Annotated in this window: 23 protein-coding genes; 11 read left to right on the top strand and 12 right to left on the bottom strand. The window is 61.5% G+C overall.

Features of this window, described 5'->3' with window-relative positions; translation table 11 throughout:
• Positions 1–6: 6 nt before the first annotated feature.
• The 4 genes from ureC to GL279_RS15605 are packed head-to-tail and all read left to right on the top strand — an operon-like array spanning position 7 to position 3,840.
• On the top strand, positions 7–1,719 hold the full coding sequence (gene ureC, locus GL279_RS15620; protein WP_155065547.1) for an urease subunit alpha: 1,713 nt from the start codon (positions 7–9) through the stop codon (positions 1,717–1,719).
• Positions 1,716–2,402 (top strand): urease accessory protein UreG, encoded by a 687-nt coding sequence (gene ureG, locus GL279_RS15615; RefSeq protein WP_155065546.1) that lies wholly within the window; start codon positions 1,716–1,718, stop codon positions 2,400–2,402. The genes ureC and ureG overlap by 4 nt, the downstream gene beginning before the upstream one ends.
• Positions 2,392–3,219 carry an urease accessory protein UreD gene (locus GL279_RS15610; protein WP_170294001.1) on the top strand — a complete coding sequence of 276 codons (828 nt, stop codon included), beginning with the start codon at positions 2,392–2,394 and terminating at the stop codon, positions 3,217–3,219. The genes ureG and GL279_RS15610 overlap by 11 nt, the downstream gene beginning before the upstream one ends.
• A gap of 33 nt (positions 3,220–3,252) precedes the next feature.
• Positions 3,253–3,840: a HupE/UreJ family protein gene (locus tag GL279_RS15605; RefSeq protein WP_155065544.1), complete on the top strand. Its 588-nt coding sequence runs from the start codon at positions 3,253–3,255 to the stop codon at positions 3,838–3,840.
• Here the strand turns inward: GL279_RS15605 and GL279_RS15600 are convergent.
• Positions 3,823–4,512, bottom strand: coding sequence for a hypothetical protein (locus GL279_RS15600; protein WP_155065543.1), 690 nt, complete (start codon positions 4,510–4,512; stop codon positions 3,823–3,825). The two genes, GL279_RS15605 and GL279_RS15600, sit on opposite strands and share 18 nt — an antisense overlap.
• On the opposite strand from GL279_RS15600, the gene GL279_RS15595 reads away from it, so the two are divergent.
• Together GL279_RS15595 and GL279_RS15590 are read left to right on the top strand one after the other, a co-directional pair.
• The gene (locus tag GL279_RS15595; protein ID WP_155065542.1) at positions 4,472–5,083 is read left to right on the top strand and encodes a hypothetical protein; all 612 of its coding nucleotides are present in this window, start codon (positions 4,472–4,474) and stop codon (positions 5,081–5,083) included. The two genes, GL279_RS15600 and GL279_RS15595, sit on opposite strands and share 41 nt — an antisense overlap.
• Positions 5,073–5,390 carry a hypothetical protein gene (locus GL279_RS15590; protein ID WP_155065541.1) on the top strand — a complete coding sequence of 106 codons (318 nt, stop codon included), beginning with the start codon at positions 5,073–5,075 and terminating at the stop codon, positions 5,388–5,390. The genes GL279_RS15595 and GL279_RS15590 overlap by 11 nt, the downstream gene beginning before the upstream one ends.
• Before the next feature lie 85 nt (positions 5,391–5,475).
• On the opposite strand, the gene GL279_RS15585 is transcribed toward GL279_RS15590, so the two are convergent.
• Positions 5,476–5,736, bottom strand: a complete 261-nt coding sequence (locus tag GL279_RS15585) for a hypothetical protein (RefSeq protein WP_155065540.1) — start codon at positions 5,734–5,736, stop codon at positions 5,476–5,478.
• Between the two features lie 86 nt (positions 5,737–5,822).
• Between GL279_RS15585 and GL279_RS15580 the strand changes: the two genes are divergently transcribed.
• Entirely contained in the window at positions 5,823–6,080 is a 258-nt protein-coding gene (locus GL279_RS15580; RefSeq protein ID WP_155065539.1) for a hypothetical protein, read from the top strand.
• A 223-nt stretch (positions 6,081–6,303) separates the two neighbouring features.
• Positions 6,304–6,621: a hypothetical protein gene (locus GL279_RS15575; RefSeq protein WP_155065538.1), complete on the top strand. Its 318-nt coding sequence runs from the start codon at positions 6,304–6,306 to the stop codon at positions 6,619–6,621.
• 506 nt (positions 6,622–7,127) lie between these two features.
• On the opposite strand, the gene GL279_RS15570 is transcribed toward GL279_RS15575, so the two are convergent.
• The 7 genes from GL279_RS15570 to GL279_RS15540 form a co-directional block, all read right to left on the bottom strand.
• The gene (locus GL279_RS15570; RefSeq protein WP_155065537.1) at positions 7,128–8,147 is read right to left on the bottom strand and encodes a serine/threonine-protein kinase; all 1,020 of its coding nucleotides are present in this window, start codon (positions 8,145–8,147) and stop codon (positions 7,128–7,130) included.
• Positions 8,148–8,150: 3 nt separating this feature from the next.
• A complete protein-coding gene (locus tag GL279_RS15565; protein ID WP_155065536.1) occupies positions 8,151–8,618 on the bottom strand; it encodes a hypothetical protein in 468 nt (155 codons plus the stop codon).
• Between the two features lie 114 nt (positions 8,619–8,732).
• Positions 8,733–8,954: a hypothetical protein gene (locus tag GL279_RS15560; RefSeq protein WP_155065535.1), complete on the bottom strand. Its 222-nt coding sequence runs from the start codon at positions 8,952–8,954 to the stop codon at positions 8,733–8,735.
• On the bottom strand, positions 8,951–9,220 hold the full coding sequence (locus GL279_RS15555) for a hypothetical protein (protein WP_155065534.1): 270 nt from the start codon (positions 9,218–9,220) through the stop codon (positions 8,951–8,953). Before GL279_RS15555 ends, GL279_RS15560 begins: the two co-directional genes overlap by 4 nt.
• A 75-nt stretch (positions 9,221–9,295) precedes the next feature.
• Entirely contained in the window at positions 9,296–9,466 is a 171-nt protein-coding gene (locus tag GL279_RS15550) for a hypothetical protein (RefSeq protein ID WP_155065533.1), read from the bottom strand.
• Positions 9,463–10,029, bottom strand: coding sequence for a hypothetical protein (locus GL279_RS15545; RefSeq protein ID WP_155065532.1), 567 nt, complete (start codon positions 10,027–10,029; stop codon positions 9,463–9,465). The genes GL279_RS15550 and GL279_RS15545 overlap by 4 nt, the downstream gene beginning before the upstream one ends.
• 62 nt (positions 10,030–10,091) lie before the next feature.
• Complete coding sequence (locus GL279_RS15540) at positions 10,092–10,358, bottom strand: hypothetical protein (RefSeq protein WP_155065531.1); 267 nt, start codon at positions 10,356–10,358, stop codon at positions 10,092–10,094.
• A gap of 180 nt (positions 10,359–10,538) precedes the next feature.
• Here GL279_RS15540 and GL279_RS15535 point away from each other — a divergent pair, with 180 nt between their 5' ends.
• Positions 10,539–11,504, top strand: a complete 966-nt coding sequence (locus GL279_RS15535; protein ID WP_211371335.1) for a hypothetical protein — start codon at positions 10,539–10,541, stop codon at positions 11,502–11,504.
• Here GL279_RS15535 and GL279_RS15530 read toward each other — a convergent pair.
• Entirely contained in the window at positions 11,439–12,773 is a 1,335-nt protein-coding gene (locus tag GL279_RS15530) for a site-specific DNA-methyltransferase (RefSeq protein WP_155065530.1), read from the bottom strand. The genes GL279_RS15535 and GL279_RS15530 overlap by 66 nt on opposite strands.
• 201 nt (positions 12,774–12,974) lie before the next feature.
• Here GL279_RS15530 and GL279_RS15525 point away from each other — a divergent pair, with 201 nt between their 5' ends.
• Entirely contained in the window at positions 12,975–13,175 is a 201-nt protein-coding gene (locus tag GL279_RS15525; protein ID WP_211371334.1) for a helix-turn-helix domain-containing protein, read from the top strand.
• A complete protein-coding gene (locus GL279_RS15520; protein ID WP_155065529.1) occupies positions 13,172–14,365 on the top strand; it encodes a hypothetical protein in 1,194 nt (397 codons plus the stop codon). Before GL279_RS15525 ends, GL279_RS15520 begins: the two co-directional genes overlap by 4 nt.
• A 49-nt stretch (positions 14,366–14,414) precedes the next feature.
• Here GL279_RS15520 and GL279_RS15515 read toward each other — a convergent pair whose 3' ends face one another.
• Both GL279_RS15515 and GL279_RS15510 read right to left on the bottom strand, forming a co-directional pair.
• Positions 14,415–14,612, bottom strand: a complete 198-nt coding sequence (locus GL279_RS15515) for a hypothetical protein (protein ID WP_155065528.1) — start codon at positions 14,610–14,612, stop codon at positions 14,415–14,417.
• Between the two features lie 497 nt (positions 14,613–15,109).
• The gene (locus GL279_RS15510; protein WP_155065527.1) at positions 15,110–15,358 is read right to left on the bottom strand and encodes a hypothetical protein; all 249 of its coding nucleotides are present in this window, start codon (positions 15,356–15,358) and stop codon (positions 15,110–15,112) included.
• Between the last annotated feature and the right edge of the window lie 335 nt (positions 15,359–15,693).

The following is a 15,693-nucleotide window of genomic DNA, read 5'->3' as shown; positions in this document are numbered from 1 at the left end:
GGGATCATGGCAAAAATGACGCGGGCGGCCTATGCCGCGATGTATGGCCCGACCACGGGCGACAGGGTGCGGCTGGGCGACACCTCCCTGCTGGCCGAGATCGAACATGATTACGCCGTGCCCGGCGATGAATGCCTGCATGGCGGCGGCAAGACGCTGCGCGACGGCATGGGTCTGGCACCGGGTCTGACCAGCCGCGATGGCGTTCTGGACATGCTGATCTGCAATGTCGTGGTGATCGATGCGGTGCTGGGCATCGTCAAAGGTGATCTTGGCATCAAGGACGGGCGCATCGCGGGCTTTGGCAAGGCGGGAAACCCCGCGATCATGGATGGCGTCCATCCCGACCTGATCGTGGGCGCGGCAACAACCGTGCGTGACGCCGAGGGCATGATCGCCACCGCCGGCGCCATCGACGTGCATGTGCATTTCGACAGCGCCCAGCTGGTGAACCACGCGCTGGCCAGCGGCATCACCACCATGCTGGGCGGCTCACTGGGGCCGATCACCGTGGGCATCGACAGCGGCGGCCCCTTCAACACCGGCAAGATGCTGCAGGCCTCTGAGGCATGGCCGATGAATTTCGGCTTTCTGGGGCGCGGCAATGCCCACAAGCCCCAGGCCATGGTCGAACAGATGCGCACCGGCTGCATGGGGCTGAAGATTCACGAGGACTGGGGGGCGATGCCCGCCGCCATCGACTGCTGCCTGTCGGTGGCCGATGAGCTGGATTTTCAGGTGCAGTTGCACACCGACACGCTGAACGAATCCGGGTTTGTCGAACATACGCTGGCGGCCATCGCGGGTCGCGTCATCCACATGTATCACACCGAAGGCGCAGGCGGGGGTCATGCCCCGGACATCATCAGGGTGGCCGGGCTTTCGAACTGCCTGCCGTCCTCGACCAATCCGACCAATCCCTACACCGTCAACACGTTCGAGGAACATCTCGACATGACGATGGTGTGCCATCACCTGAACCCCGCCATCCCCGAGGACGTGGCCTTTGCCGAAAGCCGCATCCGCGCCCAGACCATCGCCGCCGAGGATATTCTGCACGATCTGGGCGCTATCTCGATGCTGGGTTCGGACAGTCAGGGCATGGGTCGCATCGGCGAGGTGATCTGCCGGACATGGCAGCTGGCCTCGAAGATGAAGGATCAGCGCGGAAGGCTGGACAGCGAAACCGTGCGCCATGGCGATAACGAACGCATCAAGCGCTACATCGCCAAATACACCATCAACGCCGCGCGCTGTTTCGGCATCGAAGAGCATGTCGGCAGCCTTGAGACCGGCAAGATCGCCGATGTCGTGCTGTGGCGCCCGGCTTTGTTCGGGATCAAGCCCGAACTGGTCGTCAAGGGCGGCTTCATCGCCTGGGGCGCCATGGGCGACAGTGCCGCCAGCCTGATGACCTGCGAGCCGCTGATCCAGCGTCCGCAATGGGGTGCCTTTGGCCGTGCGGCCCCGGCGCTGGGGGTGAATTTCGTCCACCCCCTGGCGATCGAGGCCGATCTGGGCGCGGCGCTGGATATCCGCAAGCGCCTGTTGCCGGTCCGGGGCACGCGCAAACTGTCCAAGGCCGACATGTTGCTGAATGATGCCTGCCCCGACATTCGCGTAGATCCCGCAACATTCGATGTCTATGTCGATGGCCGCATCGCGACCTGCGCGCCCTCGGAAGAACTTCCCTTGGCACAAAGGTATATGCTGCGATGAACGTCCATCTTCCATCCGCGCCGAAAGGCCCGGCCCGCATCGGCATCGGCGGCCCCGTCGGCTCCGGCAAGACCGCGCTGATCGAACGTCTGCTGCCCGCCTTGGCGCGTCGCGGGATCGAGGTTGCGGTCATCACCAATGATCTGGTGACCCGCGAGGATGCCGAGCGCGTGCGCCGCAGCGGGCTGATCGATCCGGGCCGCGTCCGCGCGGTCGAGGCAGGCGCCTGCCCCCATACCGTCATCCGCGAAGACCCCACGCTGAACATCGCCGCCGCCGAAGATCTTGAGGCGCGCTATCCCGGGCTGGATCTGATCCTGCTGGAAAGCGGCGGCGACAATCTTGCCTCGACCTTCTCGCTGGATCTGGTCGATTGGTGGATGTTCGTGATCGACGTGGGTCAGGGCGACGACATCCCGCGCAAGCGCGGCCCCGGCATCGTGCAATCCGACCTGCTGGTGATCAACAAGCTGGATCTCGCGCCCTATGTGCATGTGAATGCCGATCAGGTCCTGACCGAGGCGGCGGGGGTGCGCAAGGGGCGCGCGCTTCTGGGCTGCGCCTGCCGGCCGCATGGCCGAGCGGCCTCGGACCAAGCAGACGGGATCGAGGCGATCATAGATCTGATCGTGCGCGATGTCCTGTTCACCGACATCCCCGCCGAGGTGCAGGGTGAAGCCTGATCGGGTGGCGACCAGCCGCCCGGTCCGCGCCGAACTGCAATTCGGCACGGTGCATGGCCGCACCTATCTGGGCCGGCAACGCACCCCGCATCCCTTTCACATCACCCGCCCCTTTCATCTGCCCGGCGATCCTGCAGGGCTGGCGACGCTCTATCTGCAATCGTCCAGCGGCGGGCTTTATGGCGATGACGACCTGTCGCTGTCGGTGCGGCTGGACGCGCAGGCATATCTGCATCTGACCACACAGGCCGCCACCGTCGTGCATGACGCCAAGGGCGGTCTGACCCAGCAGGCCGTGCGGCTGGAGGTCGGGCCGGGCGGGTTTCTGGAATACCTGCCCGATCCGCTGATCCTGTTCCCGGGCGCGAATTGCCACACGCTGGTGCAGCTGAAGCTGCATGAGGGCGCGAAGGCGGTGATCTTTGACAGCTTCGTGGCCCATGATCCAATGGCCTTGGGCCGCAGCTTTGAACGCCTCAGCAATTGTGTCAGTATCGGCGGTGCGTCGGGACCGCAGCTTGTTGACCGGATGCAGGCGAGCGGGTCTCTGTGGCAGCGCAAGGGGCTGGGCTGCATCGCCACCGTCTGGCTGGCCGGATGTTCTGATGCGGATCAGATCGCCGAGGCGCTTGCGCCGGTCATCGCCAGCGCCGGGACCGATATCTATCTGGGCATCGATACCCTGCCGGATCGCGGTCTGGTCGGCCTGCGGCTGATGGCGCCACATGGCCATCAGATGAGCCACATATTGCAGCGGATTGCCGTCGCCGCCCGTCTTGCCCTGACCGGCTGGCACAGTGCCGCCCGGTCGAAATGAACCCCCGCCATTGGCACAGGAAAGGATCCTTGCATGCATATCTTTCGGATCGCGGCGCCTGCCGCAATCGGCGCCCTGATCGCCTCTCCGGCGCTGGCCCATGTCGGGCAGCATCAGGGCTGGGGTTTTTCATCGGGCTTCCTGCACCCGCTGATGGGCGGCGATCACCTGCTTGCCATGCTGGCGCTGGGGCTTTGGGCGGGGATCGGCCACGCGGCTCTGGCGCGCGGGCTGCTGATGGCCTTTCCAGTGGGGATGGTTCTGGGCGCGATGCTGGCGCTGGCTGGGATGGCGCTGCCGGGGGTGGAATGGGGGATCGGCCTTTCCGGGTTGGTGCTGGGCGTGCTGGTCTGGCGGGAATGGTCGCTGCCAGAGGGCCTGTCAGTCCTGATCGCCGCAGGTTTTGGCATCTGTCACGGCTATGCGCATGGCGCCGAAATCCCGCAGGCAATTTCGGTCATTCCTTACACCCTCGGCTTTCTGGGCAGCACGCTGTTGCTGCATCTGACAGGGTTTGCCCTAGCCCGGCTGGGCCTGACCCAAGGCACACCCAAGGCGCTGCTACGCCTGAGCGGCATGGCTGTGTCATTCATCTCGGCAGGCTTACTGGTTGCGGGGTGAGACGAAGGCTTCCCACCGCCTGCTGTCCCAATCCGGGCTGTGCAAGAAGACCTGCTCTTGAGAGGGATGATCGATCGGTAGTTGCAGCTTCAAATTGACGGCGCCGTGCAGCAGGACGAGGCGCATGATCCTGCCAAGGGCTTCCGGCTCTATCTGCAGCAGCGCGAGGCCGGATGGATGCCGCAGGACGGTGAGCATATCAATGTCAGCGTGACCGACCTGCTTTACGGCAGCGGCGCCGGTGCGGTCGACACCCGGGGTCTTGGCGCGGGCCTGGCCTGCTACACCCCCGAGGCACCGGACCGCTGCGCGGTGCTGATCTTTGAACCCAAGGACGGCACCCATGTTCTGACCGGAACTTACGGCGTCATCGAGCAGCCCCTCGCCGCCAGCGCCGACGCGGCCTTCAAAGCCTTCCTCGGCGATGCCGCCGGCGCTTTCGACGGCCTCACCACCATCGCCGACTACGACCGCGAGGACATGCGCCAGGCCCGCAAAGCCCCGGTCACCGGCGGCCGCGGCGTCCCGACCTATGCCGCCGGCGCAGGCCGGCCCCTGACCGCCAACCCGCCCTATGATCCCCTGACGAACACCACCGGCATCGAGCCCATCCGCCGGGAAATCGCGCTCTATGCCGTCGAAGGCGCAGAGGGCAGGACGCCGGACCGTCACCCCACCGGATCTGCTTGGCAGGCTGCCCGAGACGGTCGCCGCACTCATTCAGGATGCGCTGCCAGACCTGCGGGAATGCCGTGGCATTGCGGGTCGGCTGAATGTCGAGCAGATCAGGCAGCTGGGCATCAAGACGCCGGCGGTGCTGGTCAGCCGCCTGCGCGCGCGCCAGGACAAGACCTATGCCGGCCCGCATCACACCTTCCGCCTCCAGATGGCGGCATTCATCCTGTGCAAGGACGAACTCGGCCTGCCGCGTGATCTGGCGGCGGCAAACATCTCGCAGGTGCTGCTGGGTCTGATCCCGGACCAGCAATGGGGCCTCATCGACGATGCCATGCCTGCCGAGGCCGTGGCCGAGGAGTCGCTGGTGTCGATCGAGGCAAACAAGCAGGGACCGGCGCTGACCGCAATCACCTGGGATCAGGTGTTGGCGGTGGCGCCTTTCCCTGCCATTCGCCACCTTCGCGATGCTGAACGCGCATCGCGCCGATCTGGACCTGCCGCAAATCCCGGTCCTGACCGGGGCGCATGGCATCGGCGGCATCCCGCTGGATCAGATGGACGATGACCCGGCGACCGGCGACGCCACCTCGACCACCGTTTGGACGTCGTTTGCATTTTGGCACGCACAGGCCAAGGCCCGCGCCGAGGCAGCCGGCCGCGAGATCGTCCCAGGCTGGCACGTTTTCAACCACGGTGGTGCGGGCAAATACATGCTGCGCGGCGCTTACCGCGCGCAATGGCTCGACCTGCAAAAGGACTGCCAGGCCTATTGGAGCGGCCTCGGTCTCTGGGGCCGATCCGTTGCCGCTGCCGGCACCGCTGCCTGCAAGAGGACCGGCAATGACAAAAGGGGGCGTAAAGGAGGCGTTTAACCCACCGTTCAAAGGGGGCTAAAACAGGGTCAGTGAAAAAACGTCGTGCTGCAAATTTGCGTGTCAAACTCTGAAAAAATGCCTATCACGCTACACCTGCTGCCGGAGATCCGCTGCCGATGCCGATAAGACCCGCAAGGCGCGCGATCACTGCGGCAAGACGTTCAGGGGCTATGGCCGGTTCTGCACCCATACCTGTTACGGTGCGCACAAGCGGAAACGGCACCCCAAGACCTGCCCGGTCTGTCAGAAAACCTTCCTGCCGCATCGGGTTGAACAGGTCTGTTGCAGCCGGGCTTGCGCTTTGCCTGGCAAGCGGCGTCTGCCGGATATTTCCTGCGGTCATTGCGGCCAGGCGTTTCGTCCGAAGCGGGCCGAAACCCGCTTCTGCTGCCGATCCTGCGCGATGCGCGCTCGCAATGGCGGGCAAACATGACTGACAGCATGTTCGCGACACCGGACCGGATCGAGATCGTCGGCGCGACGGATCGCGGCCTGCGCGCGCGGCAGAACCAACTTGCGGTGCTTGGGGTGCCGATGATCTGCCCGGCGCGGTTCCTTGTGCTGCTGATCGAGGATGACGGCGGACAGGCAGTGCTATGGGACGGCGCGAGTTATGCGCAGGCCATCATCGAGGCGGAGCGCTGCGCCGCCGATTGGTCGGTGCCGGTGCTGGATCGGGTAGTATAGGACGCGTTCCCCAGGTGTTCCCCGGAAAAGAAGAAGGGCCTAACCATTTTGGCTAAGCCCTTGTTTTTATGGCTCCGGCGGTAGGGATCGAACCTACGACCAATTGATTAACAGGCACCGCCAGATGCCCCTTGGCTCAAGTGGTTAGTGCGGGGCGCGCGAAGGCTTTGACCGCCAATTGACCGCGCTTGCTTTGGTGCATTCTGCGTGCCAAACTCAACCCATGAGCGAAAACGACACCAATCGCGGACGCGACCTGCCCAAAGGGCCTGACCATCTTCCGATGCCTGATCAGGATACGCCGGACAGCATCGAGTACTGCATCATCCTCGCACGTCGAAAGGCGATGAAGACCCTAGAGCCGTATATTCGCGACCTGCCGGAAAACAAGCTGTTCCCGACCGCCTCTGTCGGCACCGCAAAGACCGAGGCGAAGCATCGGAAGACAATCGCGAAGGCCCTGACCGATGCGATGAAGGCGGGCGTCCCGCCGTCCGATTTCCCCGATGCGTTGTTTAAACGCGCAGGCATCCGGGTGTAGACCCGCGTCTGTCGTCGTGCTCGTTGTCGTCGCCTGGGTCGATGCATCATCAGCAATGCGCGAGACGCGGCAGAGCGCGTCAGCCAGTGGGGGAGCATGGTGTTGCCCCTATGGCGGTAGGGCGAGGATAATTCACAACCTATCCCCCGCCCATGTGAACGCGATGATGGGCGCTCCATAAATTGTGATGCATCTGAGGATACGTCACCTGAGTAATAGTTTGACGCCAGAGGATGTTCTCTGTATGTTTCACCCAGGGAGAAATCAATCAGAAGTAGAAACGCCATGATTGTGCGGCACACCGTAGAGCAGCCTAAGTGCCGTTACTGCGGGTCGCCATGGTCACCTGCCGAAGGGCAAGTTGCGAGCAACTGTTACTGTGCGCGTTGTTCTGCTGACAGGCGAAACATAGCCATTCATGCATTCGACCTCGGCCCGGTCGGACCAGCGGACTTCGTCGATGGATATCTTCTGCCTCGGCACAGACGACAGAGCCGCATTGCATCTTAAACGGCGAAGAACGCCTCTAACTGCTTCACGGCTTCACCACTGCCGATAACTCCGTTTGAGCCTGCTACAGTTCGCTTGATCCCCGCGCCGAGCGGTTCGGTCCATGCAGACCACTCATGCTTTCGCGGCGAGTGGCGCTGCCACCGGACAAGGTGGCGCCGCCCCTTGGCCTCGCGGGTCCATGCCACTTCCGCTGCCGTCACGGTGCACGACCAAGCGGGATCAATCGGAAGGCGGGAAAAGGCTTTTTGTGCCTCGCCAACGGTTCCAAGCCGACGACTCGGGTCATCTGCCATCATTGCCCTAAGGACGCGTCGCCATTGCTTTGGTATGTGCGGAAGCCACTTGAGAGAGTCCGCGAAGCCTCCGCTGGAAATCGTAAACCTGGGCGCAGGGCTTTCCTCATACCACTGCTTACCGTGCAGAAGCCGGTAGAGCGTCATGCCGAATGCCCACATATCTGTCTTGGTACTTGTCGGCTGGTGATGCCACACCTCGTAAGCCAGGTGATCACTATAGCCCGCAGCGGACCCATACCCCAAGAGCAACCTATCCGTCACAAGGCCAAAATCGGCGATTTTGGCCCGTCCGGTTCCATCCAATAAGATGTTTCCCGGTTTCAAATCTCGATGCAGCATGCCGCGAGCATGCAAGCAGTCCAGACCAAGAAGAACGCCATTTCCCACGTCCCTGACAGACTTCACGGTCATCGGACCGGCCTCGAACTTGGATTGCAGTGAACCGCCGGAACAATACTCCATACAGATGTGCAGCGCATCGCCGGTGTCATTCTCGACTAGATGGTGAACTTGCACGATGTTCCGGTGTGTAGCCTTTGCAAGATTCTGGGCTTCTTTCAGAAAGTCTGCCTTTTCCAAATCCCAGTCCGCCTGCGAGGTTCCTCCTTGTGCAATAATCTTTACAGCAACCTGTCCATGAACCTGGTCGGTAGCAAGGTGGACATCACCAAAGTGGCCATTTCCGATTTTTGCGCCAATAACTAGACCTGACCGCAATTACTACTTCCCTCTAGCCGCAATAAGTAAGATTGCCGCTTCTCGGCTACCTGCTCTCAAATCTTTTCCATCAACGTTGTCTTTCCAGAACTGAGCATCATCGAGATACTCGTCAACCTTGCGCTTCCCAAAGCCTTTGCTGATTGCGGCTTTGGCCAACGGTTGCGCGTCACAGACGGATGCTGCCGCCGCCATAACTACGCCCCGAACCTCAGCGCTTGAAAGGTGTGCGAGAGACACTGAGCCTTTCGATACGGCGCTTGCCTTTACAAAGACCTTGGCGATCTTCTGCTCCCGGAAATAGTTGGTTAGGCTATTGTAGAGTGTGTCATAGGCCGATGGGCGATCACCCGCTTGGAGCTTAAGCGTCTGGTCCATTTGAACGACCAGCGGCCCCGTGGCTGGGACCTCTGCATCAACCATAGTGACCTTGTCGCCGGATGCGACAATACCTACCCAACGATCTGCCATAAGTCCTCCGCAAACGCAACGAAGGCGAATGTAAAGGCAAATTTCAACCGTGGGAAGTGTGTGAGGCTATTCGGAGCGTCGAGTGTGGCTTTTTAGGGAGCAGGCATGCCGCATTCAAACCATTGCCTCGCCCCCGCAGCGCGGCCCCTGGCCAGATGCCCATTCGTCGAGTATGCTGGCTGTCTCGCCGTCAAGTTCGACCTGGGCTGCAAGATCGAACAAGCGGTAGGTTTCTTCGGGCGTCAGCAGAACAGTCAACTCGATCAGGTTCGAGCCATCGAGTTGCGCAATGTAGCGCGAGGGCGCGTTGATGAACACAGGCAGAAGGCTTCTCATGCGACAGCTCCCACGATGCGCAGGGGGGCGACTTCAAACCAGCGAACGGAACGGCCATCGGCCACCGCGCGGCCAACTTGGAAGGCGGGCGTCACGTCACGGCCAAAGACGTCTGTCGCAAGCCGTCCGAACCGATAAACGCGGCACTCAACCATTTGGCCAAGGTCGCGTGCAAGTGTGGCCGCTTCCTGCATCGCGAGGGCCTGCGCCTCCTGTGCCGTCTCGCGTGTGTCGAATATGGCCGGGGTGATCAATATGCGGAACATGGGGAACCTCTGTTGTTGGAATCAGAAGGGCCGCCCAGCGGCGGCCCCTTCGGTCTGAAAAGTTGCTGGCCCGCGTCAGGTCAGCAGGAGGGCGAGGGCGATCCCAAGCCAGCCGAACCCCTCGACAAGGCCGCGCAGGATGCGCACGCAGCGCCAAAACATGTGCCAGGCTCGCGACGGCAAGGGCGGCGGCGTGCCTTCCGTCGCCTCGGCGGCTTCACCACTCGGGAAGGCGTGGACGGTCATTTGCAGGCCGCGACCAGCGCATCGGCGCGCGAGATCGTCGCCTCGCGCACAGGCAGGCGCTTGAGGCCTTCTGGCATGATCAGGAAGTATTTGTCGCCCTTGCGCTCGACACCGAGTCCCACCTGGCCCATGTCCCAACGCAGGGCCGACGTGACGGTCGAACGGCTCCACCCCGTCACTTCGACCAGGTGTTCCAAGGTCGCGCCGCGCTGCATGGCTTGGGCGAGCAGGTGACGCTTCGAGCCGTCGGTCATCGGGCGCACCTTCGCGAGGTCCGTCGCGGGTTTCTGGATCACACGATCCTCAAGCACGCGGGCCTTGCGGGCGGGCTTGGGCATGTCAACACCGCCAGCGGCGCGCGCGTCTTGCCGCGCGTCAGCAAGCACCATTACGGCCTTGCGGGCAGCAGCGATTGCCGCCGTCTTCGACTTCGCGCCCGTGATGGCGTTCGCAATGTCCTCGTCCGTCCAGCACTCAACGAGGAAGTCGAAGCCGTCCTTGTCATAGTTCGCGACTGCGTACTCGCGGACGGCGGTGATGAGGTCTGCTTTCGAGATGGTCATGGTCGTGTCTCCGTTCATGGGTGGAGGCCCTGCCATGCTGGCAGGGCCGTGCTGTTCCGGGTTCAGTCGTTCGGGAGGTTCGCGTCTGCGCGAAGGGCGCGCGCCTTCGCATCGAACTGGCGGTAATCGTCGCGCAGGATGTCGAAGACGCCGTGCGGCTTGACGAGCATCGCCGCAACAACCCCCTTGCCGTTGTGGACGTAGAAGCGTTCGCCAAGGTTCGCCTTGTGGAAGCAAAGCCCTCCTGCGCGTGCTTTGAGGTCGCTGGGGTTGGCGGTCGCGACGATGGAGTGGTCATATGCGCGATGGATCGAGTAGGTCGTGAGCATGATCGTGTCTCCGTTGCTGGGGCACACAGCGCGCCCGGTGACACGTTCATAAGTTCCATCTTTGTTCTCGCTCAACCGGGGTTCGCGGGGCAAAGATGTTGTTTGTTTGAGACACCTTGGCAGGTTGACTTGCGATGCAAGCGATAGGAGAACGGGGCAGTCGCATTTCCGAGGGGCATCATGACGAAGTATCTGGCAACCATCGAAAACCCGAACTCGATCATCACCCCCATTCTGTCTGCTATTCGATTTCCAGAAGTCTTGGCCGATTGCCACGCGAAGTATGCGGACGATATTGCCCTGTTTCAGAAACTGATTGCGGGTTCAGAAAGCAGCGCCCATTTGCTTGATCAGATCAGGTCCAGCACCATTCCAGGGCCGACCCGCATGTCGTTGTTGAAGATGTTCCGGCGCTGCGTTTCGCCCGTCCTCGACACGGAGATGACCAAGAAGATCAGCAAGGTTTCGACGGCCGATCTCGTCAGCGCATACGGGGCGACCTTCAAACCTATCGAAAAGCTGCAAGAGCAGTTCGCGCATCTGCCCCCGGAACACCTTGCGACGCTGGCCGCCCTGATCGGTGAGTATGACACGCGCGGGCAGTCAGGTTACGAACTGACGGAGTTGTTCTTCGACTGGTTCGACGAGGCATTCAAAGGCGTGCTGACCATCGAAGGGCCGCGCCGGGCGGGGCGTGATGTTGAGTTGAGCACGGTCTTCACCGACTTTGTTGGCAACTACCCCTGCGACTTCGTCATTCGGACAGTCGAGGCAAAGCCTGTTGTCTTGGCCGTTGGGTTTGCCCGCTACGATGCAACGCGTGGCGGTGCACAGTCGGACGACCGGACGGGCGGCAACCTCTACAAGGTTGCGAAGGCCACCGAATACTCGGCCAAGTCGGGCAACACCTTCCGCGTCGTCTTCCTGGCCGATGGTCCGGGACTCGTTCACAAGGACACCTGGGAAGAGGCTTGTGCAATCGACGGTGAATGGGATGGGGCTGTGCGGGTGACGACACTCAAGCTGGCACCTGAGCGCGTCACCCTCGATTGGCTCACCGGCGTTAGAGGCGCTGCCCCGTCAGCCGTTGGCGATGCCTTGAGCCTCGAACAGTCCTTCCTCGGACAACTCGGCATCCGCGAATAGCGAGAACGTGCCACGCTCCCGCACTTTCTGGCGCGGTGCCGATTCTTCCGCGAACAATGACGCCTGCGGGGTGTCCTGCTTGCGGATGACGTAGTCACCCATCCGTTCCGAGCCGTGGCGCAGGCGCTTCGTCGCAGCGGCTAGCGCCACGAAGGATTCGTCCATGCCAAGCCAGCGACGGCCAAGTTGATCGGCTGCATCCAATGTCGTGCCTGATCCGCAAAAAGGATCAACGACGAGATCGCCGGGATTGCTGCTCGCGCCGACGATCATCTTGAGCATGTCGAGATTCTTCTCTGTCGGGTAGCCCGTAACTTCAATGCTCTGGTGATGCGCGTCCCGGAAGCCATCCCAGTTGTCAGTGTAGGGAATGGATTTGTCGTCGGTGAAGTAAACCTTGCGGCGCGGGTTGCCCGTCTTTGACCAATGAATGAAGCCGTCCTTGTCCAACTGTTCGAGTTTCGACGGCGCATACTGCCAATGCTTTCCGGGAGGCGGATTCATGTCGCGCCAAGGCTGGCCTGTTTCGCCGTTCCGCGTGCCGGGGGCATGAACGGGAACCAGCTTATACCGCCCGCGCGCGTCGAACTTCGGATACTCCTTGTCTATCCATTCGCCGCTCGGCTTTTGCCCAGGTTGATTCCAGACATAGGCGGGCGACTTCGTGTAAAACAGGAGATAGTCGTGCAAATTGGCATATTGGTTGGTCGTGAAATTCTTTGAACTGCACTTGCGGCGGGAAATGATGTTTCGGAAGTTTCGTTCGCCGAATATCTCGTCCATCACGACTTTCAGATGAGCAAGCATCTGGTGGCCGATATGGACGTAAATCGACCCGTCTTCGGTCAGGCATTCGCGCGCAAGGATCAGACGCCGACGCATGAACTCGACATAGGTCGCAGTCGTTCGGTCGTCCTTATAGGCGTGCTGCAAGCCGCGCGACTGAAAGTCGAGGCCTGTGTTGTAGGGAGGGTCCAAGTAGATCAGCCGTGCCCTGTGCGATGATGCAGCAAGGGCGGCCAGACCACCGAGGTTGTCGCAGAGAGCGATCCCGTTCGGTTCGATCTGCGCGGCCTGCCATGCGTCGTTGTGCCAGCGAACAAGCGGCGCGGGTTGCAGGGCCAGAACTTGGTCGATGCTTGCGCGGCCTTCGTAGGCGAAGTTGATCGTCGCAGAAACAGGAGGCATCGGGAGTCCGCTGCGATGAGGCACCGCCGCCGTCTGCGCCTCTGGGCTGAGCCGTTCGCTTGCGTTGATCCCCGTTGCCATCGAGATTCTCCATTTTTTTGGTAACCAGATTCAACATGTAGCGTTGTGCGTTGCCGTCGTAAACAAGCTATTCGCGGGCAGCGTCGGCCAAGTGCAAGTGCGCGGCACCTCAGAAAGCCGACCTCCACCTTCGTTTGCCCGCTGCGACACCCTTCCTCACCATGTAACGTCATGTCATGATGCAACCCCAAGGAGATAAGCATGGCAGTGCAGTCGCGCGTGTTACCTGAATGGCCGGAGTGGATGAGCGAGGAAACCGCGGCCCGTTACATGGACACGTCCCAGAACACCCTCAACTACTGGCGCGCACACGGGAAAGGCCCTGCGTTTAAACGCGTAGGGCAGCGCATGGTGCGGTATCAGAAAGCTGACCTCGACGCCTTCATGGAGGCGCAGGTATGACCACGTTCCGCGAAAGACAGGATGAGACCGACTTCTTCTGGGAGCAGGACGAATTGCTTCGGACCTATCGCGGGGTCGTAAAGAAGATCGTGCCTCGCGCGCAGCACATGGCGCGCAAGCATCCGCGCCTCCAGAAGGAAATCTCGGAATCGACACTGCGCAAAGCGATAAGCGGCGAGCACGTCTGGGAACCTATCGCGCAGCTTCTGGCTGAATTGCGGCGCGAAGTCGCGCGTGATCCGCGCCCGGCTTGCGAACCGCCAGAGATCCCGGAAACCATCGACGCGTTCCGCAAAGTCGCGCTCGAGTATGCGCCGAACACTTGGTGGTATCGTGCCCTTGCCCTGGACGACATCTGCAAGCCGAGTTCGTTCCAGACCTGGATGTCTCGCGGTGAGCCGAAAGAATGGCCTGCGGTCAGGGAGCGTGCCGTTGCTTGGCGTTCGCGCGTCATGTCGGCACTCGAACGCTGGGAACGCTGCGCGCGGGAGCAGTTTGACCGTTTCGAGATGCTCGATACCTGGGTGAAGGACGTTCTCGACACGAGGGGCGAAGTTGCGGCCTTACATGAGTTCAAGCGCCTGCGGGATTATGAGTCGATCTCGTATCACATGTGCTTCGATCCGGCTGAACCTGCACGGCCTCAGTTCGAGTTTCGCCACCGCAAGGACGAGAGCGAGGACGCGGCGGCGCTCAAGAAGCTGGTCGATGCAGGTTTTCCGCGCTACCGCGCTGACGACCCGAAACCGGAAACCTGCGAAGTCGTCACGACATTCCAGAACTTTGTCTCGGACGATTTCCGTTGGGAATGGTCCTCGCAGGTGATCGTCGAACGGACCTTGCGCTGGGACGCCTGGACGCGGGGCATGGAGCGCACAGACAAGCTGCTTCGCGTTCGCGTCAAAGTGCCGTCGTCCTTGGCTGTCGAAGGCGAGACCGTCGAACAGGATCGCCGCCGCGTGTGGATCGAACGGAAAGCGGAATGGTACTACGAGTTCACGCCCTACGTCTGGCGCTGGCGGACGGTGGATGAGCACGACATTCCGGGCGGGGCCGAAGCACGAGACGAGGCCATGAGGCGGGCAGGACTTGACGCGGAGGGGCGGGAACCTGTCATGGACGGCTACCTTCTGGACTGCATTCCGCCTATCGAGAAGATCGAACCAGGGCGGGTTTATTCCGTAGAATGAAAGAAGGCCGGCAAATCGCCGGCCTTTTTCGTTTCATGAGATCAGGCGATCACGCGAAGGAGGTGCTCGCAGCGGTGCCCTGCGCAAGGCGGGCGTTGTAGCGCAGCACGGCAAGGGTGCCCATCGCGGCGCGGCGGAAGGACCAGCGGATCAGTTCGCGGGCGTTCTGCGGGTCACGTTCGCGCGCCATCACGTCGTCAATCACTTCGTCGATCTGGTTGAGGTCGTGGGCAAGTCCGGGGTTCATGGTCGGGTCTCCGTTGTGATGATGTTTCGGGCAATGAGGGCAAGCAGGAGGCTCTTGGTTCCGTCCGAGATCGCAGGGCAGGAGGCAATCAGCGCTTGGGCAGATTCGCGTGACGCGAAAGCGCCATCTTGGATCAGGCGATCCGCTACTTTCTCGCCGTAGGTCCTGGGCATAGGTCACTCCATCGGGTTGATGCTTTGCATCATATCGCCCAGGGGCGGGACGGTTCGACCACGCAGGAAGGTGAGTCCTAGAATAACTCGGTTATGCCCAAGGGCGCAGGAGCAGTAACTGGCTAATCCAGTGCTATGTCTGCTGCGCTCTATAGCGCGCGCGTGTGTATGCGAAAAAAAATGATGATGATTGCGGCGAAACTCATCATCATCATTTTTTTGTTCATACATGTGCGCGCGCGTTATGGTGCAGCATTCTGGTTCCGACGCCTCGGGATCATCATCATTTTTTCATGCATACACATGCGAGCGTGCAGATAGCCGTCAATCCTGGGCATAAACGCCCACGGAGTTCAGGATCGGCACTTTTGGGAAGCGTTCCTGCCGACGTTGAAAGGCGATGAACGTCACCTGCGCGAGATCATCCTTGCTGATGCGCGCATGGCCAGCTTCTGCAAGTGCCGTGCAGACATGGAAGTAGAAGGCGATCATGCCCATGTCTTCTGTCACCTCGTTGCCAATCTGTTCGGCCAGCTTCCGCAGCGGCAGGCCGATTGTTAGTTCCTCGTCCATTGCATCCTCCATCGTCGAACCGACGATACAGGGCAGCGCGGTCTGCCGCGACCGATCCTTCAGGAGAGGGCGCAACCACCCGAAACGTCAGCATTGGTGACATATCTCGCAAGTCGGTATGTCAGCCTTGGTGACGTATTCTGCACCCCATCGACGAAAACCGCGCTCAGCGCGTCAGCGAAGGCGGTTTTGCGCCTCTGCCCTACATCGACTGTCAATCGGCATCCAAACGGCCCCCCCGATCGGCGCCCAAAAGTGACCCCTTTGGCGCGCGGTTGAGCAGGCCCGTGGCGGCGTAGCTTTCCAGCTGGCGCAGCCGACGCGGGCCTGCGTTT

The organism is Paracoccus limosus (assembly GCF_009711185.1).
Classification (GTDB): domain Bacteria; phylum Pseudomonadota; class Alphaproteobacteria; order Rhodobacterales; family Rhodobacteraceae; genus Paracoccus; species Paracoccus limosus.
This window is presented reverse-complemented; position numbering and strand designations above follow the sequence as displayed.

Excerpts from the sequence above, each read along its gene's own strand:
- GL279_RS15520 (WP_155065529.1), top strand. The coding sequence starts at position 13,172 with ATGACCACGTTCCGCGAAAGACAGGATGAGACCGACTTCTTCTGGGAG.
- GL279_RS15580 (WP_155065539.1), top strand. The coding sequence starts at position 5,823 with ATGACTGACAGCATGTTCGCGACACCGGACCGGATCGAGATCGTCGGC.
- ureG (WP_155065546.1), top strand. The coding sequence starts at position 1,716 with ATGAACGTCCATCTTCCATCCGCGCCGAAAGGCCCGGCCCGCATCGGC.
- GL279_RS15560 (WP_155065535.1), bottom strand. The coding sequence starts at position 8,954 with ATGAGAAGCCTTCTGCCTGTGTTCATCAACGCGCCCTCGCGCTACATT.
- GL279_RS15540 (WP_155065531.1), bottom strand. The coding sequence starts at position 10,358 with ATGCTCACGACCTACTCGATCCATCGCGCATATGACCACTCCATCGTC.
- GL279_RS15510 (WP_155065527.1), bottom strand. The coding sequence starts at position 15,358 with ATGGACGAGGAACTAACAATCGGCCTGCCGCTGCGGAAGCTGGCCGAA.
- GL279_RS15595 (WP_155065542.1), top strand. The coding sequence starts at position 4,472 with ATGCCGTCGAAGGCGCAGAGGGCAGGACGCCGGACCGTCACCCCACCG.
- GL279_RS15575 (WP_155065538.1), top strand. The coding sequence starts at position 6,304 with ATGAGCGAAAACGACACCAATCGCGGACGCGACCTGCCCAAAGGGCCT.
- GL279_RS15590 (WP_155065541.1), top strand. The coding sequence starts at position 5,073 with ATGGACGATGACCCGGCGACCGGCGACGCCACCTCGACCACCGTTTGG.
- GL279_RS15585 (WP_155065540.1), bottom strand. The coding sequence starts at position 5,736 with ATGACCGCAGGAAATATCCGGCAGACGCCGCTTGCCAGGCAAAGCGCA.
- GL279_RS15555 (WP_155065534.1), bottom strand. The coding sequence starts at position 9,220 with ATGTTCCGCATATTGATCACCCCGGCCATATTCGACACACGCGAGACG.
- GL279_RS15525 (WP_211371334.1), top strand. The coding sequence starts at position 12,975 with ATGGCAGTGCAGTCGCGCGTGTTACCTGAATGGCCGGAGTGGATGAGC.
- GL279_RS15550 (WP_155065533.1), bottom strand. The coding sequence starts at position 9,466 with ATGACCGTCCACGCCTTCCCGAGTGGTGAAGCCGCCGAGGCGACGGAA.
- GL279_RS15530 (WP_155065530.1), bottom strand. The coding sequence starts at position 12,773 with ATGGCAACGGGGATCAACGCAAGCGAACGGCTCAGCCCAGAGGCGCAG.
- GL279_RS15535 (WP_211371335.1), top strand. The coding sequence starts at position 10,539 with ATGACGAAGTATCTGGCAACCATCGAAAACCCGAACTCGATCATCACC.
- GL279_RS15565 (WP_155065536.1), bottom strand. The coding sequence starts at position 8,618 with ATGGCAGATCGTTGGGTAGGTATTGTCGCATCCGGCGACAAGGTCACT.
- GL279_RS15545 (WP_155065532.1), bottom strand. The coding sequence starts at position 10,029 with ATGACCATCTCGAAAGCAGACCTCATCACCGCCGTCCGCGAGTACGCA.
- ureC (WP_155065547.1), top strand. The coding sequence starts at position 7 with ATGGCAAAAATGACGCGGGCGGCCTATGCCGCGATGTATGGCCCGACC.
- GL279_RS15605 (WP_155065544.1), top strand. The coding sequence starts at position 3,253 with ATGCATATCTTTCGGATCGCGGCGCCTGCCGCAATCGGCGCCCTGATC.
- GL279_RS15515 (WP_155065528.1), bottom strand. The coding sequence starts at position 14,612 with ATGAACCCCGGACTTGCCCACGACCTCAACCAGATCGACGAAGTGATT.